Source organism: Rhodoferax sp. OV413, assembly GCF_900104385.1.
Lineage (GTDB): Bacteria > Pseudomonadota > Gammaproteobacteria > Burkholderiales > Burkholderiaceae_C > Rhodoferax_B.
The window spans coordinates 387,110-407,240 of record NZ_FNJA01000002.1 but is presented as its reverse complement, the minus strand read 5'-3'; the positions used below and the strand labels follow the sequence as shown (position 1 = coordinate 407,240).

The following is a 20,131-nucleotide window of genomic DNA, read 5'->3' as shown; positions in this document are numbered from 1 at the left end:
ATGTTACATAGCACATTACTATTGAAACATTCACCCCCAAAGACAAAACCTACAAAACTTTTTATAATTGCGTCCATGCACATGTCCACCCAAGATTTGATCCTCTAAAAACCTTCCGATTTTTCGGAGGGCTTATGCGCCTTGCCGGAACCCACACAACCCCGGCAATTTGCGCGGGGTTTTTTGCTTTCTGGACCCGTGTTTTTAAGGAATTTCCATGCACACCTTTGACAAGCTGATCGCCGCAATTCATCCGCACCAGTGGATGGTGGGCTTGCGCTCGTCCATTGGTGCCTTTGCATCTGCGCAAGACATAAACCGCTAGCTGCGGGATTTTTTCAAGGCTGAGAACCTGTTCAAGGTCTTTTTGAGGCCGCGTTGAGGAGCAATCGGGATGAGTTGGCTGTCAGCGCCTGCAGCATGGGCTCTCTGCCCATGCAAGGGTGATGGCGGACAAATCGCCCGATTTCTCCCCAACCCGAAGGGCAGTTGCCTTTTCGGGCAGTCTGGGGCGTTGCGACTCTTGCCAATAGCCGGGCTATTGGCGGCGAGCCGCGCCTACCAGACCCTCCCGAAAAGGCAGCTGCGCGGCCCCAAAAAGACCTTGAACAGGTTCTAAAAACAGCCGTTGAAAACCCTGGCCAGCGACAAGCAGGCCAGGGTTTTTGTCTTTAAGGAACATCGTATGACTACGAACACACATGCGCGACAACTTCGCAACATTGGCATCATCGCCCACGTCGATGCTGGCAAGACCACCGTCAGCGAACGGGTGCTGTTCACCACCGGCGAAATCCACCGGACCGGTGAAGTGCACGACGGCAATGCCACCATGGACTACGACCCGCAGGAGCGGGCACGCGGCATCACCATCAACAGCGCCGCCACCACCGTGGCCTGGCGCGGCCACCAGATCAACCTGATCGACACGCCCGGCCACATCGACTTCAACATCGAAGTCAGCCGCTCGCTGCGCGTGCTCGACGGCGCAGTCGTGGTGTTCGACGGCGTGGCCGGCGTGGAGCCGCAGACCGAGACCAACTGGCGCCTGGCCGACCAATACCATGTGCCACGCATCGCCCTGGTCAACAAGCTGGACCGCACCGGCGCCGACTTCCCACGCGTGGTGGCGATGATCGCCGAGCGCCTGGGCGTGCAACCCCTGGTGCTGCAACTGCCGATCGGCCAGGAGGCCGAATTCGCCGGCGTGGTCGACCTGCTGAGCATGCAAGCCCTCTACTGGCCGCCCAATGAACGCGGCCAGCCGACGCTGACGCGCGCCGCCATTCCCGCCGACATGCAGCAAGCTGCCGAGGCGGCGCGCCGCACGCTGGTCGATCTGGCGGTAGAGCTGGACGACGCCGCACTCACCGCCTACCTGGACGGCCAAGCCGTGTCCGACGACAGCCTGCGGGCCTGCATCCGCAAGGGCACGCTGGCCCGCGCCTTCGTGCCGGTGCTAGCCGGTGCTGCGCTGAAGAACAAGGGCATAGAGCCCCTGCTCGACGCCGTGGTCGACTACCTGCCCGCGCCCGAAGACCGCGCGAACGACCTGCCGGCCGGCGACGGCTTTGCGGCCCTGGTGTTCAAGGTGGTGCATGACGAGCACGGCACGCTGAGCTATCTGCGCGTCTACCGTGGCGAAGCCCATGCAGGCACCCAGGTGCTGAACGCCAACACCGGCCAGCGCGAGCGCTTGTCGCGCGTGGTGCAGATGCATGCGGACCGGCGTGAGGAACTGGCTCTGGCCCAGGCCGGCGACATCGTGGCCGTGGCTGGGCTGAAGAACAGCAAGACCGGCCACACGCTCACCTATCCGGCGCAGCCGGTACTGCTGGAGGAAATCCACGCGCCCGAACCCGTCATTTCGATGGCGGTAGAGCCGCGCTCGCGCGAAGACCAGGACAGCTTCTCGCGCGGCCTGCACACGCTGGTCGACGAAGACCCGAGCCTGCGCCTGGGCCAGGACGACGAGACCGGCCAGACGCTGTTGTCCGGTGTGGGCGAGCTGCAGCTGGAAGTGACGCTGGAAAAGCTGCGCAGCCGCTTCGGCGTGACCGTGCATACCGGCCAGCCCCAGGTGGCACTGCGCGAGACCATCAGCCGTGCGGCCCAGGTGCGCCATCTGCACAAAAAGCAGAGCGGCGGCCCCGGCCAGTATGCGGAGGTGGTGCTGCGCATAGAACCGCTGGAACGCGGCGGCGGCCTGCTGTTCGAGAGCGCCATCACCGGCGGGGCGATTCCTAAGGAATTCATCCCCAGCGTGGAGCAAGGCGTGCGGCGTGCGGCCCTGGCCGGCGTGTTGGCCGGCCACCCGGTGGTGGACGTGCGGGTGGTGCTGGAAGACGGCAGCTTTCACGAGAAAGACTCGTCGACCCTGGCGTTTGAGGCCGCCGGCATGCAGGCCTTCACCCAGGCCCAGCGCAATGCCGGGCCGACGGTGCTGGAGCCGGTCATGGACGTGGAAGTCACCACGCCTATGGACCATGTGGGTGACGTGATCGGCGACCTGAACCGCCGGCGCGGCCATGTGCGCAGCCAGGACCAGCGCGGCAACGCGGCGGTCGTGCGCGCCATGGTGCCGCTGCAGACGTTGTTTGGCTACATCGGCAGCCTGCGTGCGCTGACGGCTGGGCGCGCCAGCTACACGATGCAGTTCGACCACTACGCCGAGGCGCCGCGCCAGGTGCCGGCACACGCTTGAGCCTGAAAAGGGCGGACCGCAAGGTTCGCCCTTTTTTTATAGATCAAATCAGCTTCTAGCGCATATTCCATCTGCGCTAGAAGATATCCAAACAGTAGCACCAGAAATGCACCGCTCCTGACTGCTATGCCGCGTGCGTCAAGCGAGGTGGCAGCAGCCTGACAGCATGCGACCCCACCCGGACCAACTCGGCTGGCGACAGTCCGTCGCGCGCCTGGATGGACATGCCTTCCAGCATGGTGCTGAACGTGGCTGCGAGGGACTTGACATCGGTTTTCGCAGGAAGCTGGCCGTCCTTGATACCTTGCTTGAGCCGCTGCAGGAAGAGCCTCTTGCTGACTTGGCGCAATGACTTGATCGCATCAAAAACCTCGGTCGAATCCGATGACACATTGATGGCAGCCAGCACCACCAGGCACCCACAGGGCGCTTGGGGCGACAGCAGGATGCCCGCCGCGGCCTTGAAGAACGCCTCGATTGCGCGGTACACGTCGGTCGCCTTCTCCAGGTCCGCCCAGGTGGCATTCCAGTAGGTGCGCTCATAGAAATCCACAGCCTCCAGGAACAGCTTGGCTTTGTTACCGAATGCCGCGTAAAGGCTGGGGGGGTTGATACCCATCGCAGTGCAGAGCTCGGTCACCGAGGCGGGTTCGTATCCCCGGCGCCAAAACACATCCAGTGCGCGGGTCAATGCCTCATCGCGGTCGAAACCGCGCGGACGCCCTTTGCTGCGCAGTGGGGATGGGGGGGATGGTGGAGATGCGACGTTCGACATGGTCATCAATTTCTGAAATCAAAGCGCTTGACACTATCTGTATCGATCACTATATAATTATTTTCTGTAGTGATCGATACAAATAAAAGGGAAAACAGTGAAACCATTAAATCAGATTTGGAAGTGATCGAGGCGCTCACGCAAGACGTTCAGGCCTGGGTCGAGGCGGTCCGTGCATTCGGTGGCATTGGCGTGGCCTTGTATGCCGCTTGTTTCCTGCTCGCGTCGCTGATGTTCGTGCCGGCTTCTCCCATGGCGGCCATCGCGGGGTTCCTGTATGGACCGCTGTGGGGCGCCTTGCTGGTCTCTCTGGTCGGCGTGGTGTCGGCAGCTTTGGCTTTTGCCATCGGGCGCACCGCGGCGCGACCCTGGGTGCGCAGGCGTCTGCAGGCGCATCCGCGGCTGGCCGCTGTGGACACGGCTGTAGCAACAGGCGGCTTTCGCATCGTGTTTCTGCTGCGCCTGGCTTCGATCGTGCCGTTCGCGCCGCTGAGTTATGCGCTGGGCGCCAGCCGCATCTCGGGCCGGAGCTTCGTGCTGGCATCGTGGCTGGGTTTGTTGCCAGGCAGCTTCCTGTACGTCTATCTCGGTTCACTGGTTTCCGACGTGGGGCAGATTCTCAACGGCGAAGCCGCGGGCGGAGACGCCGCGCGCTTACTGACCTGGGTTGGCTTGGCTGCGGCAGTGCTGGCGGTACTGACCATTGCCCGGTTCGCCCGCAATGCCGTCCATCAATCTATTAATCCATCTACTTCAAGAAAGTTGGAACATGAGCAAGTTATTTGAACCTTTGGCCTTGCGCGGAGGGACCTTGCGCAACCGTCTGGCCTTGAGCCCGATGTGCCAGTACACGGCCCGCAACGGCTTCGTGAACGACTACCACATCGCCCACTACGGGCGCTTTGCATTGGGCGGCTTCGGCCTGGTGATGGTCGAGGCCACCGGCGTTTCCCCCGAGGCGCGAATCAGCCATGGCGATGTGGGCATCTGGGACGACGCCCATGTCGAGGGCCTGGCCCGCATCGCGGCCTTCACCAAGCAATACGGTGCCGTCCCCGGCATCCAGATCGGCCATGCCGGCCCCAAAGCCAGCATCCAGCGCGCCTTCCAGGGCAATGGTCCGTTGAACGAGAGTGACGCTGCCCGCGGCGAACATCCATGGAAGGTGGTGTCTCCAAGTGCACGGCCCGTGGCCGAGGGCTGGCTGGTGCCAACCGCGCTCGATGCCCAAGGCATTGCCAAGATCCGAGCCGACTTTGCCGCCGCTGCGCGCCGTGCGCTGCGTGCTGGCTTCGAGGTATTGGAGCTGCACTGCGCACACGGCTTCTTGCTGAATGCGTTCATGTCCCCCCTGACCAACGACCGGACCGACGCGTATGGCGGCAGCTTCGAGAACCGCATCCGCCTGCCGCTGGAGATCGTCCGCGAGCTGCGTGAGATCTGGCCGCAGGACAAGCCGCTGTTCGTCCGCATATCGGCGGTGGATGGCAGCCGTGACGGCTGGACCATCGAAGACAGCGTGGCTTTCGCCAAGGAACTCGACAAGATCGGCGTCGATATCGTCGACTGCTCGTCGGGTGGCTTCGGTGTCTTCGACTATCCGAGCGGCTATGGCTTCCAGGTACCGTTCGCCGCCCAGATCCGTCGCGAGACGGGCATCCGCACCATGGCCGTGGGCCTGATCGTCGATCCGGAACAGGCGCAGACGATTGTTGCCTCGGGACAGGCTGACATCGTTGCCCTGGGACATGGCGCGCTGCGGGACCCGCACTTTCCGCTGCACGCGCTGCAGGCCTTGGACGCAGCCGACCCACAGAATCCTTACGCTGACTGGAATATCCAGGCCGGCTGGTGGCTCAATGACCGCCAAAAAAGACTTCAACGGCTAGGCCCGTTGGCCGCTGCAGAAAAACGCGCACCTGAAATGAGCGAAGCCTAAGCTGGGTTCCGATGCCGCATCTGGAACCCACTGATTCCCCAAACGCAACCAAGAGAGAAACCATGAACAAACCTACTTACGTCCAAGACTACAACGCCATCGTCACGGTATTGAACAAGTACAACGATGGCTGCAAGCAAGCCCAAAGCAGCATCATGAAGCCGGCCTTCAACGAACAGGCGACCATCTTTGGCGTCGGTGCCAACGGCAAGCTCACCGGTGGCGCGATCCAGAACCTGTTCGACGGCATCGACAGCGGCTTTCGCCCATCACCCGAAGCGCAAAACGTGATCGCCAGAATCGAGATCGTCGGCACCGCCGCCAGCGCCCGCATCGACACCAACGACGTCTCCGGTTTCTGCTTCACCGACTTCTTCCATCTGTTGAAGGTCGATGGCCACTGGACCGTGGTCAGCAAGATCTACCACACGCACGTCGCCCCCTGAGCGAACGGATGAAACTGCTGCTCTTGGGTGCTACCGGTCTGGTCGGGCGCAACGTTCTGGCACTGGCGCTGGCCGACCCGCACGTGGGCGAGGTGGTCGCGCCCACGCGCCGAGCGTTGCCGGTGCACCCGAAACTGCGCAATCCGCAGGTGGATTTCGATCGTCTGCCGCAGGACGCCGACTGGTGGCAGGTGGATGCCGTGGTTTGCGCACTGGGCACCACAATGCGCGCCGCAGGCTCCGAGCAAGCATTCCGCCGCGTGGACCACGGCTACCCGTTGGCCGCTGCCAAATTGGCACGTGCGCATGGCACGCCAACCTATGTGCTGAACTCGGCGATCGGCGCGGATGCCAGCTCACGCTTCTTTTACAACCGGGTCAAAGGTGAGTTGGAACACGCTTTGGCCGGCGAGGGTTTCGCGTCACTGGGCTTCGTGCGGCCCGGCGTCATCGGCGGGCATCGGGACGAGTTCCGGCTGGGCGAGCGGATCATGGTGATGGCACTGGCATGGACAGGGCCGATGCTGCCCAAGCGCTGGCGCCTCAACCCGGCCCCGCGGATCGCCAGCGCGCTGCTCGAAGCGGCCATCCACCCCAAGACTGGTGTCCACGTCGTGACGTCGGACCAAATGGTTTGAGGGGCGCGCACGAGCCTGTTTCCGTTGGCACCGCAAGGTCTGCCCTCTTTTATGCATTAAATCAGCTGCTAGCGCACATTCCACCTGCACTAGCAGCTATCTAAACAGTAGCATTGACCTGCCACTGCCGCACATAGGCCGGCACTTCGCCAAGCCCTGCTGCGTCCACCACCGGCGTGGCGTGGGTCTGCACCAGCGGTAACACACCGGTCCACACCGGAATGTCCATGTCCTCCGCATCGTCGACGGGCGGGCCGATTCGCACCTTGCAGACAGCCTCGTCCAGCGCGATGCGCATCACCGTGGTGGCGGCGAACTCCTTGTCGTTGCCGCGGCGGATTTCCGCGTTCCGGCCCGGCGCCAGCTTGTCCATGAAGGCATCCATCGCAGCGCGTTTGGCCGCGTCTTCCGCCACCCGCTCGAAGCTGCCGTAGATGACGGCCGAGCGGTAGTTCATCGAATGGTTGAAGGCCGAGCGCGCCAGCACCAGGCCGTCCACATGGGTGATGGCCACACAAGCCTGGGTGCCCGCGCCCAGCAGCTTCAGCAGACGGCCGCCGTTCGAGCCATGGATGTACAGATGCTCGCCCTCGCGCCAGCAGGCGGTGGGGATGTTGTGCGTGCCCTTGTCGTCGACAAAAGCGATATGGCAGACATAGGCCGCGTCGATGATGGCGTGCAGCGTGCTGCACTGGTAGTCGGCGTTCTCGGCAATGCGGCGGATGCGGGTGCGTGCGCTGGGCGGCGCAACGGCGGTTTCGGTCATGGGGCAGATTCCAGAAGAAGAGTGAAAGGCTGCGCACTATAATTTTTTCTGGCTCTAAGAATAGAACCATAACTGCTTCATTTTTTAGGGCCACAAATGGACTACGCCGTGCTGTTCGCGCAATTCAGCCAAGCCCACGCGCAGCAGGGCTGGTCGCGCCAGCGCTTGTTGCATGCCTGTCTGCGCGCCGCTATCCGCAGCGGCATGCTGGGCGCCGGCACCCGGCTGCTGGCGACGCGCCAGTTGGCCAGCGACCTGGGCGTGTCGCGCAACACCGTGCTGTATGCCTACGAGCAGTTGGCCACCGAAGGCTATGTGCTGCCGGATAGGCGCGGCACACGGGTGGCGGACATGGCTGTCGCCCGCCCCGCAGCACGGGCGCGGCCAGCCCAGCCGCCACCCAGCCTGTCGCGCCGCGCCCAGACCGCAGAGCCGCTGCCCGAAGCCCATCTGATGGGCGCCTTCGTGCCCGGTGTGCCGTCGCTGATCGACTTTCCGCTGCCGGCCTGGCGGCGCCTGATGGACCGGGCCTGGCGTGCCACCTCGACCGTGCAGCTCAACTACGGTGGTCCGGCCGGCCAGCCGCTGCTGCGCGAAGCGATTGCCGAGCATCTGCGCGCCTCGCGCGGCGTGGTCTGCGAGGCGCGGCAGGTCTTCGTCACCGATGGCACGCAAAGCAGCCTGGACCTGTGCGCCCACGCCTTCGCCGATGCAGGCGACACCGTGTGGCTGGAGAACCCCGGCTACCGCGGTGCGCTCACGGCGTTCAAAGCCGCCGAGCTACAGGTCCACGGCATTCCGGTGGACGCCGACGGCATGGCCCCGAGCGCTGCCGACTGGCGCCTGCATCCACCCAAGCTGGTCTACGCCACGCCATCCCACCAGTACCCCCTGGGCAGCGTGCTGAGCCTGCCGCGCCGGCTGGCGCTGATCGCCCAGGCCCAGGCTGCGGGCGCGCTGCTGATCGAAGACGACTACGACAGCGAATTCCGCCACGACGGCCCACCGCTGGCCGCCATGCAAGGCCTGTTGCCGGACGCGCCAGTGCTGTACCTAGGCACCTTCAGCAAGACCATGTTCCCCGCCCTGCGCATAGGCTTCATCGTCGTGCCGCCGAACCTGGTGGCGCCGCTGGAACGGCTGGTGACGCAGTCGGTGCCGCGGGGCCGTGCGGCCGACCAGCTGGCGCTGGCGGAGTTCTTACGCAGCGGCCAGTTCGCCACCCATCTGCGGCGCATGCGCCGGCTCTACCGACAGCGGCGCGATGCGCTGCACAGCGCGCTGGAGAAGCATCTGGGTGGTGTGGCGCAGGTCTACGGCGGCTCGGCCGGCATGCACCTGGCGCTGGGCCTGGATGCGTCGATCTCCGACGTGGTGGTCAGCGCCCAGGCTTTGCAAAAAGGCATCGTCGCGCACCCGCTGAGCGCCCATGCAGTCGGCGACAACGGGCCGGTATGGAACGGCCTGATGCTGGGCTACGCCCAGGTGCCGGCGGAGCAGATGGACGCTGCAGTGAAGAAGCTCGCGGCCATCGTCCGCAAGCAAGGCTGAACTACAGGCGCTGCTGCGTCGCCTCGTCAAACACGTGAACCCGGGCCGGATCGACGGCCAGCGTGATGTTGTCGCCGGGCTTGACCAGCAGGCGGTCGTGCACCAGCGCCTGCACCGGCTGGCCCTGGGCTTCGCAGGTCAGCAAAGTGTCGGCACCGCTGAACTCGACCACCTTGACTTCGCAGGGGATGCCATTGGCTTCGCCGGCCGGCCGCACCTGCAGATGCTCGGGCCGCAGGCCTAGCAACACGCGGCGGCTGCCCAGGCTGGCGAATGTATCCTGCAGCAAGACTTGACCACCAAAGTCGGCTTTGGCGCTTGTATTGTCTGCTCTAGCAGCTACGATATTCATAGCAGGCGAGCCGATGAAGGTAGCCACGAAGCTGTTGCACGGCCGGTCGTACAGCTCGGCCGGCGTGCCAATCTGCTCGACCTTGCCGTCGCGCAGCACGATGATGCGGTCGGCCATGGTCATGGCCTCGATCTGGTCGTGGGTCACGTAGATGGATGTGGTCTTGAGGCGCTGGTGCAGGGCGCGGATTTCGGTGCGCATTTGCACGCGCAGCTTGGCGTCCAGATTGCTCAGCGGCTCGTCAAACAAAAACACCTGCGGATCGCGCACCATGGCCCGGCCCATGGCCACGCGCTGGCGCTGGCCGCCGGACAGTTGGCGCGGCAGCCGGTCGAGCATCTTGTCCAGGCCCAGCATCTTGGCAGCGCCCGCCACCTTGCTGGCGATGGTGCCGGGCGGCGTGCCGGCAATCATCAGGCCGAAGCCCATGTTGTCCTGCACCGTCATGTGCGGGTACAGCGCATAGGTCTGGAACACCATGGACACGCCGCGCTCCTTGGGCGGCAGGCCGTTGACGACCTTGTCGCCTATGCGGATCTGACCGGCGTCGGGCGCGTCCAGCCCGGCCAGCATGCGCAGCAAGGTGGATTTGCCGCAGCCGCTGGGGCCGACGAAGACGGCGAATTCACCGTCGCCGATGGCGATATCGACGCCGCGGATGACCTGGGTGTTGGCAAAGGATTTTTCGATGCCGGTAAGAGTGACGGATGCCATGGATGTATATGCTCTGGATAAAAAGTTAGCCGCCCTTGACGCCGCCCGCGGTCAGGCCGCCAACGATTTCCTTTTGGATCAGCAAGGTCAGGATCAGCACCGGCAAGGTGACCAGCAAGGCCGCCGCCGCCAGCGGGCCCCAGGCGATCTGCTCAAAGGTCAGCACGTTGTAGATGGCGACCGGCAGGGTACGGGTTTCACGCCCGGCCAGCACGGCGCCGAAGATGAAGTTGTTCCACGAGAAGATGAAGGCCAGGATGCCGGCCACCGTGATGCCAGGCCGCGCCAGCGGCAACGCGATATGGCGGAAGCGCTGCCAGGGCGAGCAGCCATCGACCACCGCCGCCTCTTCCAGCTCCACCGGCAAGGTCTCGAAATAGCCCGACACGATGTAGACCATGATGGGCACAGTAATCACCAAATGGGTAATGATCACTGGCGCCAAAGTACCGGTGAGGCCCAGCGCCTGGAACAAGGTGAACAGCGGAATCAAGAAGCTGATGGCCGGCGTCATGCGGGCGATCAAGATCACCATCAGCAGCTTGCGCGCCTTCATGCGCGCCACGCCGTAGCCGGCCGGCACACCGATCAGCAAGGCCACGATGGTCGCCGTGCCCGAGACCATGATGCTGTTCAGCAGGTACTGGAAGAACGGCCCGCTGTCGAACACCTTGACGAAGTTGGCCAAGGTTGGCGGGCTGGGAATGAACACCGGCGGATAGGCCAGGTTGTCGACCTCGTTCTTGAAGGCCAGCGACAACATCCAGACAAAGAAGCTGATGGCCGGGGATACCAACAGGAAGACGCACAAGCCCAGCAGCAGCTTGTCGCGTAGACGGTCAAGGATGTTATTCATAGTATTTCGAACGCTCGCGTAGCCAGAACAGCAGCATCGATAGCGCCACCACCAGCACAAAGAACACCACCACCACGGCCGAGGACTTGCCGATCTGGTAGAAGGAAAACGCCTGCAGGTACAGGTAGATGTTGATGGTCTCGGTAGAGGTGCCCGGCCCGCCCTGGGTGATCACGTAGATGGTGTCGAAGGTCTTCAACGCATCGATGAGCCGCACAACGGCAGCCACCAAAATGAAGGGCAGCAGCAGCGGCAGGGTCACGTAGCGGAAGGTCTGCCAGCGGCTCGCACCCTCCATGAAGGCGGCCTCGAAGGGGTCGGTCGGCAAGGAGGCCAGGCCACCGAGCACGATCAGCATCACCAGCGGCGTCCACTGCCAGACATCCACCATCACCAGGCACAGGATCGCCAGCTTGGGTGAATACACCCACTCGCTCGGGCCTATGCCGACCAGGGACAGCAGGTAGTTGAGCACGCCCTGCTGCGGATGGAACATCATCACCCAGACCAGCGCAATCGCCACCGGCGTGGCCATCATGGGCAGCACAAAAGCGCCACGCCAGAAGCCGCGCCCGGCGAACTGCTGATTGAACACCAGCGCCGCGGCCGTGCCCAGCACCAGCGGTGCGGCGACGGCCAGGGTGGTGAAGACCAGGGTGTGGGCAATCGACTCCAGGAAGCGGGTATTGCTCGCCAACTCGGCGTAATTGCCCAGACCTGCAAAGGTGGCCTTGGAGCCAATCTTCCAGTCGAACAGGCTCATCCACAGCGTGAACATCCAGGGGAAGACGATCACGGCGGTGATCACCACCACGGCGGGCAGGATGAACCACAGAAACGGCGACGGCTTTCGCATGCCTACAGCTCCACGCGCCCGGGGTGGAGCGCACAAGGGAAAGAACCAGCCCACGCCAGCGGCGCGGGCCACGGCATCAGGTTTCGGACTTTGCCAGCACCGGGGCGAATTCGGCCGTGGCCTTCTTCAGCTCCGCCGCCACGTCGCCACCGGTCAACATGTTGTTCAGCGCAATGCCGAACACGTCGCGGAACTCGGTCACCGGCTCGATGATGGGCAGGCCGGGGCGGGCGATCTTCAGCGACTCGGCCACGGCGCTCAGCCATTCGGCGGGCACCTTCAGGTTGGCAATCGCCTCGGCATTCGAATACGCCGACAAGCGCACCGGTGCGCCCGAGGCGGTGGCCAGCATGCGGGCCTGCATGGCCTTGCCGGTCGCCCATTGGATGTAGTACCAGGCCGGGCCCTTCTTGGTGGTGAAGGCCGACACGCCGATGCCGTCGCCAAAGGTGGCCGATACCTGCAGCTTGGGGCCGGGCGGCATCACGCCGTAGCCCACCTTGCCGACGATCTTGGACTTGGCCGGGTCTTCCAGCGGCGGTGCAAAGCCCGAACCATCCAGCCACATCGCCGCCTTGCCTTGCAGGAACAGGCTTTGCGCCTCGTTCCAGTTGTAGCCGGCCACGCCGGCCGGGCCGGTGTTTTTCAGCAAATCGCGGTACATGGTGGCCGAGGCCAGGGCTTCGGGGGTTTCGGTCGCCAGCTTGCCGTTGGCGTCGAAGAACTGGCCGCCAAAGCCGAGGAACAAACCGGTCCATAGCGGCACGTTGGCGTTCTTCAGGCCACGCCCGACAAAGCCGACCACACCGGTCGCCGGGTCGTGCAGCTTCTTGGCGGCGTTGACGATGTCGGCATAGCTCTTGGGATAGGCCACGCCCTTGGCGGCAAACAGCTCTTTGTTCCAGTACAGCACCCAGGGGTCGAGGTTGAACGGCAGGCTGTCGATGCGGCCATCGCTCTGGGTGGCGTAGAACATGCCGCCGGCGGAATAGTCCTTCAGGTCGAAGTCGGGCGCTGCTCCATTGGCAAACAGGCCACGCAGGTCTTCCATCCACTTGCCCTTGGCGAACTGGCGCTTTTGCACGTGGTAGCTGAGGTGCACTACGTCGAAGCTGGTCTTGCCGGAGTTGAATTCGATCACCGTCTTCTGGCGCGACTGCTGCTCAGGCACCTGCTCGGCGCCGACCTTGATGCCGGTCAGGTCTTCGAATTCCTTCTGGTACTTCTGCAGCAGCTCGCCGCGCGGGCTTTTGATCAGATGCACCTCGATGCTCTGGCCGCTGTAGCGCTTCCAGTCAAAAGCCCCCTGGGCCTGGCTGGTCGGCAAACCGGCCAGCGCGGTGGCGCCGGCGGCGGCCTGCAAGACGGTGCGGCGTGGAATGGAACGTGTCATGTTTGTCTCCTAGTTTTTTGTCTACAGGGATGCGGCGTTCTGGCCTAGCGCACGGTACGCCAAGCGCACCGCCTGCGCCTCGGTGTTATCCAGCGGCGTCAGCGGCGCCCGCACGTTCAGCCAGGTGTCGTCACCGGTCTGCTCGGCCAGGGCGGTCTTGTAGGCGCTGACGAAGGGCATGTTCGGCAGTAGGCTCAGCAGCTTCAGCAGATCGACGATCAGCGCCTCGTCGGCCGGCGATACGGACTCGGGGTTGCGCATCACGCGCTTGAGCAAATGCGGCGCCAGGTTCGACAAGCCATTGATCGAGCCCGGGCTGCCGGCGCGCATGGCGGTGGCGATATGCGCTTCCGAGCCGACCAGAATCCCCAGCTTGGGAAAGGCCTTGATGATGGCCAGCGAATGTTCGAGATCGCCCGCGCTGTCTTTGAAGCCAGCCACCTGCAGTGGATGCAAGCGCATCAGCTCGGCCACCGCGGCATGCGTGAACGTCACATTGCTTAGCGAGGGGAAGTGGTACAGCAGCACACGCAGGTCGTCCGAGCCTATGCCGCGGATGACCTGGCTGACGGCGGATACCACGCCCGCTTCGCGCGGATGGTTGAAGAAGAACGGCGGCATCAGCAGCTGCCGGGTGCAGCCCCGCGCAATCGCATGGCGGCCCAGGTCAATCGCCTCGGCCAGCGCGCAGGCCGAGATGGTGACGACGATCTGGTCGGGCCGCACGCCGCTGGCCAGCACCGCTTCCAGCAAGCTCTTGCGCTCGGCCACGCTGAACGACAGGCCTTCGCCGGTGGTGCCGAACAGGGTCACGCCGTCGCAGCCCGCATCCAGCAGGCGCCGCACGTGCGCCAGGGTGCGCGGCAGATCGAGCTGGCCGCTGGCATCGAACGGCATCAACAGGGCGGGCCAAAGGCCCTCTATAGCGTGTGTCAAAGGGTGCTCCTGGGGTGGTTGTGTGGGTTAAGGGGAAAGAATCGAATCGGCGGTCAGCACCCGGTTCCGGGCGCTGTCCAGATGGGCTTCCAGCAGCTGCACCGCCGCCGTGGCGTCGCGCTGCTGCAGGGCCGCTATAAAGCGCAGGTGCTCCTGCATCGCCGGGATCAGCCGGGCCGGGGTGATCACGCTTTGCTCCAGCTTGATCAGCCGCACGCGCAGGCTGTTGACGCGGTAGATCTCGGAGATGATTTCGTTGCCCAGCGCATCGACCATGCGGTCGTGCAGGCCCCAGTCCACCGCCTGGGCGTCGTCCAGCAAAGCCGCATCGGGTACGTCGGCACTGGCGCGCTGCAGGATGTCCTGGTGGCTGGCGGTGATGGTCTCCAGCTCGGCAGCGCTGACAGTGGCGGCGAAATGGCGCACCGCTTCGCGCTCGATCAGGCTGCGCACCTGGAAGGCGTTGCGCACCAGCTTCAGGTCCACATGGGCGATCTGCAGGCCGCGCTGGGGTACGGTCTTGACCAGGCCACCGGCTTCCAGGCGCGGAATCATCTCGCGTACCGCGCCCAGCGGCATATCCAGCAAGGTCATCAACTCGCGCTGCGAGACAAACTGGCCGGGCCGGATATTGCCGCTGAGGATTTGCTGGGTGAAGCCCTGGTAGGCGCGGGCCCGCTGGCTGCTCGATTCGGGGCGCACCAGGGCCAGGGCCGGCGCCGGCTTGGCGCGGGCTTTGCGGGCGGGCTTGGCCGAGGTGCTCACGAGCGCACCACGCCCTTCTTCAGCAGGATATTGCCGTACAGCCGGGTTTCGCCTGTGGCCACCACCGCAAATGCCTGGGCCGCCCGCGCATAGAACGCATGGCGCTCCAGCGATGCCGGAGCCCGCTCACCGTGGCGCTGCAAGGTGCTGGCGAAATCCTGCACCGCCTCGGGCACGGCGCTGGCGTCGCCCACCACCTGCATGGTGAAGGCGGCATCGGGCACGTACTCGTCCAGTGGCAACAGCGACAGCACGGCGTCCAGCACGCGGGTGGCATCCAGGCCCGGCAAGTGGATCAGCCGCTTGGCGTTGGTGGCGGCCGGGAAGTTGGCGTCGGCCAGCACGATCTCGTCGCCATGGCCCATGGAGGCCAGCACGTGCAGCAGATCGGGGGACAGCAGGGGCGAAATGTTTTTTAGCATGGAGGGTCGGGAAAGGTGCCAGTCGGAGCAGCTACTGCGCACTAACATGTTAGTTTTGCTTCAGTGCAACTATAGGAGCCGTAAGCAAAAGCAGGACCGGTGAAAACCCGTGCAGGTAAACCCGCAATTCCGCGGTGCATTCAATTTCGCACAATCGTGCTAATATTTGCCGATGGATGCCAAAACCCAGAAAAGCGAACTAACCCGCGCCGCCATCGTTGGCGCGGCCATGGACCTGGCGGCTGCGGAGGGTCTGGAGGCGATCAGCCTGCAAGCCGTGGCCGACCGCATCGGCTTGTCCAAGAGCGGGGTGTTTTCACGCATAGGCTCGCGCGAGGCCTTGCAGAAAGCGGTGATCGACGAGTACGGCCACCGCTTTCTGGCCGAGGTATTTGCACCCGCCCTGCAGCAGCCCCAGGGCCTGCCCCGGCTGCACGAAATCATGCGGCGCTGGAGCCTGCGGGTGTGCCAGGTGGAAGTGCACAGCGGCTGCATCTTTACCGCCGGCGCGTTTGAGCTGGACGACCGCGAAGGCGAGCTGCGCGACCACCTGATGCAGGCCATCAGCGGCTGGCGCGCGGCGCTGCGGCGCACCGTGCAACAAGCCATAGGGCTAGGCCAGCTGCGCGCCGATACCGATGCCGACCAGCTCGTAGGCGAGCTGTACAGCCTGGTCATTGGCCTGCTGCACGATGCGCGCTTCCTGCGCGACCCGCGCGCCGCCGAGCGCTCCCAGACCAGCTGGACCCGGCTGATTGCCAGCTACCAGACCTGAGCCAACAGCCATCCCGCGGTTTTTCTTATCCAAATTTCGCACACTCGTGCCATTCATCCACCCCAAGGACCACGCCATGACCGATACCTCGCTCCCCGCTGCCTCTACGACGGCCACCTACTACGACACCCACGCAATGACACGCTTCTTGCGCTGGGGTCTGCGCGCAGTCCAGCAGGTATCGCCCGCATTGGCGCTGCGCTCGGCCTACCGCTTGTTCGGCACGCCGCTGCCACTCAAATGGCTTGGCCGCCACCACACTTGGGGTTCCGCCTGGCAGACCGAGCGCTGGGGCTTCGAGCAGGCCAGCCTGACGGTGTACAGCCTGCCCGCAGCGGCCCAAGCCCCTGCCGTCTTGCTGCTGCACGGCTGGGGCGGCCATGCGGCCCAGATGCTGCCGCTGGCCCAGGCCCTGGCCGCCCAAGGCCTGCACCCGGTGCTGGTAGAAATGCCGGCCCATGGCCGCAGCGACGGCCAGACCAGCAACCTGGCGCAGTTCAGCCGGGCCATCGACTACGTCAGCGCCCGCCTGCTGCAAGACGGCCAGCCGCTGCAGGCGGTGGTCGCGCATTCGCTGGGCGCCAATGCGGCGGCGTTTGCGCTGGCACGCGGCCTGCCGGCGGCCAAGCTGGTGCTGCTGGCGCCGCCAGCGTCGCCGCGCCAATACACCCACCAGTTCGCCCAGGTGTTCGGCCTGCGCGAAGCCCTGCGGGCCGCTCTACAGCAGCGCCTGGAAGCCCGCGAAGGCGTGGTGATGACCCAGTTCGAGCCCGCCGCCGTGGGGCCGCGCATCCGCGCCCAGACCCTGGTGGTACACGACCGCGGCGACCGGGTGAACCGCTTTGCCGATGGCTTGGCCTACAGCCAGGCCATACCCGGCGCACGCCTGGTCGAGACCCAGGGCCTGGGCCACCGGCGCATGCTGCAAGACCCGGGCGTGCTGGCCGCGGTGGCGGCCTTCGTAGCCCCCTGAGCACCGCGGCAGGCAGCACCGCAGCAGGCGCTGGCGGTAGCCTTGTGGTGCAATAGCGGTTTTGCCGCCGCCAGGAGCTCCCATGAACGCCCGCATCCCCGCATCTGCCCTCAACCCGGCACAGGCCCTGGCCGATGCCAGCCGCGCCTGGGATGGCGACATCGTCCAGCAGCTCAGCGACTACATCCAGATCCCCGCCAAGTCGCCGGTGTTCGACAGCGACTGGTCGGCCCATGGCTATATCGACACCGTAGTACGCAATGCGGCTACCTGGATCGAGGCGCAGAAGGTGGAAGGCCTGGCACTGGAAGTGATCCGCCTCGAAGGCCGCACGCCGGTGCTGTTTTTTGAGATCCCCGCGTCCAACGGCGATGGCCCGGTGATGGCCACCTCCGACCAGACCGTGCTGATGTACGGGCATCTGGACAAACAACCCGAATTCAACGGCTGGCGCAACGACCTTGGCCCCTGGACGCCCAAGTACGAGGACGGCAAGCTCTACGGCCGCGGCGGCGCCGACGACGGCTATGCGGTCTACGCCAGCATCACCGCCATCCAGGCGCTTAAGGCGCAAAAGCTCGCGCACCCGCGCATCGTCGGCCTGATCGAAAGCTGTGAAGAAAGCGGCTCCTACGACCTGCTGCCCTACGTGGACGCGATGCGGTCGCGCCTGGGCGATGTGTCGCTGGTGATCTGCCTGGACTCGGGCGCCGGCAACTACGACCAGCTGTGGCTGACCAGCAGCCTGCGTGGCATGGCCAGCGGTACCTTGAAGGTGGAGGTGCTGACCGAAGGCGTCCATTCCGGCGACGCCAGCGGCCTGGTACCGTCGAGCTTTCGCATCATGCGCCAGGTGCTGGATCGGCTGGAAGACAGCGCCACCGGCCGTTTGCTGCCGGCCAGCTTCCACTGCGAAGTACCCGCGGATCGGCTGGCCCAGGCGCGCGCCACGGCCGCCATACTTGGTGACGAAATTTACAAACGTTTTCCGTGGGCGCACTACGACTGCGGTGGTTCCACCATGTTTACGCTGCCCACCACCACCGAACCGGTGCAGGCGCTGCTGAACCGCACCTGGACGCCGACCCTGAGCGTCACCGGTGCCGAGGGCTTCCCCAGCATGCAGAACGCCGGCAATGTGCTGCGGCCCTATACCGCCTTCAAGCTGTCGCTGCGCCTGCCGCCGTTGGTCGACGCGGGCGAGGCAGTGCAAAAACTCAAGGCCTTGCTGGAAGACAACGCGCCCTACCAGGCCCGCGTGACCTTTGCGAGCGAAGAGTCGGCCACCGGTTGGAACGCGCCGACCACCGCGCCCTGGTTCGAGCAGGCGCTGAACGAAGCCTCGCAATCCCAGTACGGCGCGCCCTGCGGCTACATCGGCCAGGGCGGCACGATTCCGCTGATGAACATGCTGTCCAAGGGCTTCCCGAAGGCGCAGATGATGGTCTGCGGCGTGCTCGGCCCAAAGAGCAATGCACACGGCCCCAACGAGTTCCTGCACGTGCCCTATGCCAAAAAGCTGACGGCAGCCGTAGCGCAGGTCATCGCCCGCTTCCCCATGCAAGCCGCGGGCTGAAATTTAAAGAAATTAGGGCTCTAGCGCAGGCAGCACCTGCGCGAGCAGCTATTATTTTTGCAGCAAACCGCCCAGCATGCCGAACAGGTCGTTGCTGTCGCCAAGGCCGGCTGCGGGGGCCTGGCCCTGCGGGGTGAGCTGGTCCACCACGCCGGGTAGCACCTGCGCCAGCTGACCAGCAGCTTCCTGCGGCTGCAGGCCCAGCTGGGCGGCAATGCCAGCCAAGGCGTCGGAGCCCAGCACATTGCTCAGCTGCTCGCCTGAAATCGGTTGGTTCTGGCCGCTGCCGACCCAGGACGCCAGCACGTCGCCCATGCCGGCCTGGCCGAACTTGTCGGCCAAACCGCCTAGTCCGCCCTGGCTGCTGTTGTTGCCCAGCATGCCCACCACCACCTGGATCAGCTGGGGGTTGCTGGCCAGCATGCCGATGATGCCGCCCAGGCCGCCTGCACCGCCTTGCGGCTGCTGCTGTTGGTCGCCGTTGTTCAAAACCGCGCCGAGTACCGAGTCAAGTAAGCCCATGGTGAGTCCTTAAGAGTGGAACAAGCCGGCTGCGCACAGCCAGCCCGCATTCTGCGCCATCCCTTTGACGCGGCGGTGTGCACCGCCCGACAGGTCTCAGGTGACGACCTGGGCCAGCAGGCCGTCGGCGTATTGGGCCGCCACCACCTGCAGAGGAATGCCCTTGATCTTGCTGCCCTGGCCTTCGCAGCCGAACTCCAGGTAGCGTTGCTTGGCGACGGCCTTGGCAGCCTCGCGCGCGGGCTTCAGCCATTCGCGGGCGTCGAACTTGTCGGGGTTCTCGGCCAGGAACTTGCGCACCGCGGCGGTCATGGCCAGGCGGATATCGGTGTCGATGTTGATCTTGCGCACGCCGTGCTTGATGGCTTCCTGGATTTCCTTGACCGGCACGCCGTAGGTTTCCTTCATCTTGCCGCCGTACTGGTTGATCAGGGCCAGCAGCTCCTGCGGCACGCTGGAGGAGCCGTGCATCACCAGGTGGGTGTTGGGAATACGCGCGTGGATTTCCTTGACGCGGCTGATGGCCAGGATGTCGCCGGTAGGCGGGCGGCTGAACTTGTAGGCGCCGTGGCTGGTGCCGATGGCGATGGCCAGGGCGTCGAGCTGGGTGGCCTTGACGAACTGGGCAGCTTCCTCGGGGTCGGTCAGCATCTGGCTGTGGTCCAGCTTGCCCTCGGCGCCGATACCGTCTTCCTCACCGGCTTCGCCGGTTTCCAGGTTGCCCAGGCAGCCCAGTTCGCCCTCCACCGTGGCACCGATCCTGTGGGCCATGGCCACGACCTTCTGCGTCACATCGACGTTGTAGTCGAAAGACGAAGGCGTCTTGCCATCGGCCATCAGCGAGCCATCCATCATCACCGAGCCAAAGCCCAGGTTCAGCGCGCCCTGGCAGATTTCGGGAGTGGTGCCATGGTCCTGGTGCATCACCAGGGGAATGTGCGGGTACATCTCGGCCGCGGCCTGGATCAGATGCTTGATGAAGGGCTCGCCTGCGTACTTGCGTGCGCCGGCGCTGGCTTGCAGGATCACCGGCGCGCCGACTTCCTCGGCGGCCGACATGACCGCCTGGACTTGCTCCAGGTTGTTGACGTTAAAAGCCGGGATGCCATAGCCGTTGACGGCCGCATGGTCCAGCAGTTCGCGCATAGAGACGAGTGCCATGGTGGTAGTTC

20 protein-coding genes are annotated in these 20,131 nt (G+C 64.7%); 9 read left to right on the top strand and 11 right to left on the bottom strand.

Features of this window, described 5'->3' with window-relative positions; all coding sequences use genetic code 11:
- The first annotated feature begins 685 nt into the window (after positions 1 to 685).
- Positions 686 to 2,704, top strand: a complete 2,019-nt coding sequence (gene fusA / locus BLT66_RS09380; RefSeq protein ID WP_092757856.1) for an elongation factor G — start codon at positions 686 to 688, stop codon at positions 2,702 to 2,704.
- Positions 2,705 to 2,828: 124 nt separating this feature from the next.
- Here the strand turns inward: fusA and BLT66_RS09375 are convergent, their stop codons facing one another.
- Positions 2,829 to 3,479, bottom strand: coding sequence for a TetR/AcrR family transcriptional regulator (locus BLT66_RS09375; RefSeq protein WP_092757855.1), 651 nt, complete (start codon positions 3,477 to 3,479; stop codon positions 2,829 to 2,831).
- A 69-nt stretch (positions 3,480 to 3,548) separates the two neighbouring features.
- Here BLT66_RS09375 and BLT66_RS09370 point away from each other — a divergent pair, with 69 nt between their 5' ends.
- From BLT66_RS09370 to BLT66_RS09355, 4 genes are all read left to right on the top strand, one after another.
- Positions 3,549 to 4,265, top strand: a complete 717-nt coding sequence (locus tag BLT66_RS09370) for a TVP38/TMEM64 family protein (RefSeq protein ID WP_218922586.1) — start codon at positions 3,549 to 3,551, stop codon at positions 4,263 to 4,265.
- Positions 4,249 to 5,418, top strand: a complete 1,170-nt coding sequence (locus tag BLT66_RS09365; protein ID WP_092757417.1) for an NADH:flavin oxidoreductase/NADH oxidase — start codon at positions 4,249 to 4,251, stop codon at positions 5,416 to 5,418. Before BLT66_RS09370 ends, BLT66_RS09365 begins: the two co-directional genes overlap by 17 nt.
- A 62-nt stretch (positions 5,419 to 5,480) precedes the next feature.
- Complete coding sequence (locus tag BLT66_RS09360) at positions 5,481 to 5,864, top strand: nuclear transport factor 2 family protein (RefSeq protein ID WP_092757416.1); 384 nt, start codon at positions 5,481 to 5,483, stop codon at positions 5,862 to 5,864.
- 8 nt (positions 5,865 to 5,872) lie between these two features.
- Positions 5,873 to 6,502 carry a Rossmann-fold NAD(P)-binding domain-containing protein gene (locus tag BLT66_RS09355; RefSeq protein WP_092757415.1) on the top strand — a complete coding sequence of 210 codons (630 nt, stop codon included), beginning with the start codon at positions 5,873 to 5,875 and terminating at the stop codon, positions 6,500 to 6,502.
- A 100-nt stretch (positions 6,503 to 6,602) separates the two neighbouring features.
- On the opposite strand, the gene BLT66_RS09350 is transcribed toward BLT66_RS09355, so the two are convergent.
- Positions 6,603 to 7,268 carry a pyridoxamine 5'-phosphate oxidase family protein gene (locus tag BLT66_RS09350; RefSeq protein ID WP_092757414.1) on the bottom strand — a complete coding sequence of 222 codons (666 nt, stop codon included), beginning with the start codon at positions 7,266 to 7,268 and terminating at the stop codon, positions 6,603 to 6,605.
- 96 nt (positions 7,269 to 7,364) lie between these two features.
- On the opposite strand from BLT66_RS09350, the gene BLT66_RS09345 reads away from it, so the two are divergent.
- On the top strand, positions 7,365 to 8,819 hold the full coding sequence (locus BLT66_RS09345) for a MocR-like pyridoxine biosynthesis transcription factor PdxR (protein WP_092757413.1): 1,455 nt from the start codon (positions 7,365 to 7,367) through the stop codon (positions 8,817 to 8,819).
- A gap of 1 nt (position 8,820) precedes the next feature.
- Here the strand turns inward: BLT66_RS09345 and BLT66_RS09340 are convergent, their stop codons facing one another.
- The 7 genes from BLT66_RS09340 to BLT66_RS09310 form a co-directional block, all read right to left on the bottom strand.
- The gene (locus tag BLT66_RS09340) at positions 8,821 to 9,885 is read right to left on the bottom strand and encodes an ABC transporter ATP-binding protein (RefSeq protein ID WP_092757412.1); all 1,065 of its coding nucleotides are present in this window, start codon (positions 9,883 to 9,885) and stop codon (positions 8,821 to 8,823) included.
- 25 nt (positions 9,886 to 9,910) lie between these two features.
- Complete coding sequence (locus tag BLT66_RS09335; protein ID WP_092757411.1) at positions 9,911 to 10,741, bottom strand: carbohydrate ABC transporter permease; 831 nt, start codon at positions 10,739 to 10,741, stop codon at positions 9,911 to 9,913.
- Positions 10,734 to 11,597, bottom strand: a complete 864-nt coding sequence (locus BLT66_RS09330; protein ID WP_092757410.1) for a carbohydrate ABC transporter permease — start codon at positions 11,595 to 11,597, stop codon at positions 10,734 to 10,736. Before BLT66_RS09330 ends, BLT66_RS09335 begins: the two co-directional genes overlap by 8 nt.
- A gap of 76 nt (positions 11,598 to 11,673) precedes the next feature.
- The gene (locus BLT66_RS09325) at positions 11,674 to 12,990 is read right to left on the bottom strand and encodes an ABC transporter substrate-binding protein (protein ID WP_092757409.1); all 1,317 of its coding nucleotides are present in this window, start codon (positions 12,988 to 12,990) and stop codon (positions 11,674 to 11,676) included.
- Positions 12,991 to 13,011: 21 nt separating this feature from the next.
- Entirely contained in the window at positions 13,012 to 13,926 is a 915-nt protein-coding gene (locus BLT66_RS09320) for a dihydrodipicolinate synthase family protein (RefSeq protein WP_143029183.1), read from the bottom strand.
- Between the two features lie 27 nt (positions 13,927 to 13,953).
- Entirely contained in the window at positions 13,954 to 14,691 is a 738-nt protein-coding gene (locus BLT66_RS09315) for a GntR family transcriptional regulator (RefSeq protein ID WP_255406854.1), read from the bottom strand.
- Positions 14,688 to 15,113, bottom strand: coding sequence for an RbsD/FucU family protein (locus BLT66_RS09310; RefSeq protein WP_092757407.1), 426 nt, complete (start codon positions 15,111 to 15,113; stop codon positions 14,688 to 14,690). Before BLT66_RS09310 ends, BLT66_RS09315 begins: the two co-directional genes overlap by 4 nt.
- Before the next feature lie 172 nt (positions 15,114 to 15,285).
- Between BLT66_RS09310 and BLT66_RS09305 the strand changes: the two genes are divergently transcribed.
- From BLT66_RS09305 to BLT66_RS09295, 3 genes are all read left to right on the top strand, one after another.
- On the top strand, positions 15,286 to 15,888 hold the full coding sequence (locus tag BLT66_RS09305; RefSeq protein WP_092757406.1) for a TetR/AcrR family transcriptional regulator: 603 nt from the start codon (positions 15,286 to 15,288) through the stop codon (positions 15,886 to 15,888).
- Positions 15,889 to 15,964: 76 nt separating this feature from the next.
- Positions 15,965 to 16,861, top strand: a complete 897-nt coding sequence (locus BLT66_RS09300) for an alpha/beta fold hydrolase (RefSeq protein WP_092757852.1) — start codon at positions 15,965 to 15,967, stop codon at positions 16,859 to 16,861.
- An 82-nt stretch (positions 16,862 to 16,943) separates the two neighbouring features.
- A complete protein-coding gene (locus BLT66_RS09295) occupies positions 16,944 to 18,437 on the top strand; it encodes a M20 family metallopeptidase (RefSeq protein WP_092757405.1) in 1,494 nt (497 codons plus the stop codon).
- Between the two features lie 51 nt (positions 18,438 to 18,488).
- On the opposite strand, the gene BLT66_RS09290 is transcribed toward BLT66_RS09295, so the two are convergent.
- Both BLT66_RS09290 and fba read right to left on the bottom strand, forming a co-directional pair.
- Entirely contained in the window at positions 18,489 to 18,959 is a 471-nt protein-coding gene (locus BLT66_RS09290) for a YidB family protein (protein ID WP_092757404.1), read from the bottom strand.
- 96 nt (positions 18,960 to 19,055) lie between these two features.
- The gene (gene fba / locus BLT66_RS09285) at positions 19,056 to 20,120 is read right to left on the bottom strand and encodes a class II fructose-bisphosphate aldolase (protein ID WP_092757403.1); all 1,065 of its coding nucleotides are present in this window, start codon (positions 20,118 to 20,120) and stop codon (positions 19,056 to 19,058) included.
- Positions 20,121 to 20,131: the final 11 nt, after the last annotated feature.

Coding starts and splice junctions, on each gene's coding strand:
- fusA (WP_092757856.1), top strand. CDS start 686: ATGACTACGAACACACATGCGCGACAACTTCGCAACATTGGCATCATC.
- BLT66_RS09375 (WP_092757855.1), bottom strand. CDS start 3,479: ATGTCGAACGTCGCATCTCCACCATCCCCCCCATCCCCACTGCGCAGC.
- BLT66_RS09365 (WP_092757417.1), top strand. CDS start 4,249: ATGAGCAAGTTATTTGAACCTTTGGCCTTGCGCGGAGGGACCTTGCGC.
- BLT66_RS09360 (WP_092757416.1), top strand. CDS start 5,481: ATGAACAAACCTACTTACGTCCAAGACTACAACGCCATCGTCACGGTA.
- BLT66_RS09355 (WP_092757415.1), top strand. CDS start 5,873: ATGAAACTGCTGCTCTTGGGTGCTACCGGTCTGGTCGGGCGCAACGTT.
- BLT66_RS09350 (WP_092757414.1), bottom strand. CDS start 7,268: ATGACCGAAACCGCCGTTGCGCCGCCCAGCGCACGCACCCGCATCCGC.
- BLT66_RS09345 (WP_092757413.1), top strand. CDS start 7,365: ATGGACTACGCCGTGCTGTTCGCGCAATTCAGCCAAGCCCACGCGCAG.
- BLT66_RS09340 (WP_092757412.1), bottom strand. CDS start 9,885: ATGGCATCCGTCACTCTTACCGGCATCGAAAAATCCTTTGCCAACACC.
- BLT66_RS09335 (WP_092757411.1), bottom strand. CDS start 10,741: ATGAATAACATCCTTGACCGTCTACGCGACAAGCTGCTGCTGGGCTTG.
- BLT66_RS09330 (WP_092757410.1), bottom strand. CDS start 11,597: ATGCGAAAGCCGTCGCCGTTTCTGTGGTTCATCCTGCCCGCCGTGGTG.
- BLT66_RS09325 (WP_092757409.1), bottom strand. CDS start 12,990: ATGACACGTTCCATTCCACGCCGCACCGTCTTGCAGGCCGCCGCCGGC.
- BLT66_RS09310 (WP_092757407.1), bottom strand. CDS start 15,113: ATGCTAAAAAACATTTCGCCCCTGCTGTCCCCCGATCTGCTGCACGTG.
- BLT66_RS09305 (WP_092757406.1), top strand. CDS start 15,286: ATGGATGCCAAAACCCAGAAAAGCGAACTAACCCGCGCCGCCATCGTT.
- BLT66_RS09300 (WP_092757852.1), top strand. CDS start 15,965: ATGACCGATACCTCGCTCCCCGCTGCCTCTACGACGGCCACCTACTAC.
- BLT66_RS09295 (WP_092757405.1), top strand. CDS start 16,944: ATGAACGCCCGCATCCCCGCATCTGCCCTCAACCCGGCACAGGCCCTG.
- BLT66_RS09290 (WP_092757404.1), bottom strand. CDS start 18,959: ATGGGCTTACTTGACTCGGTACTCGGCGCGGTTTTGAACAACGGCGAC.
- fba (WP_092757403.1), bottom strand. CDS start 20,120: ATGGCACTCGTCTCTATGCGCGAACTGCTGGACCATGCGGCCGTCAAC.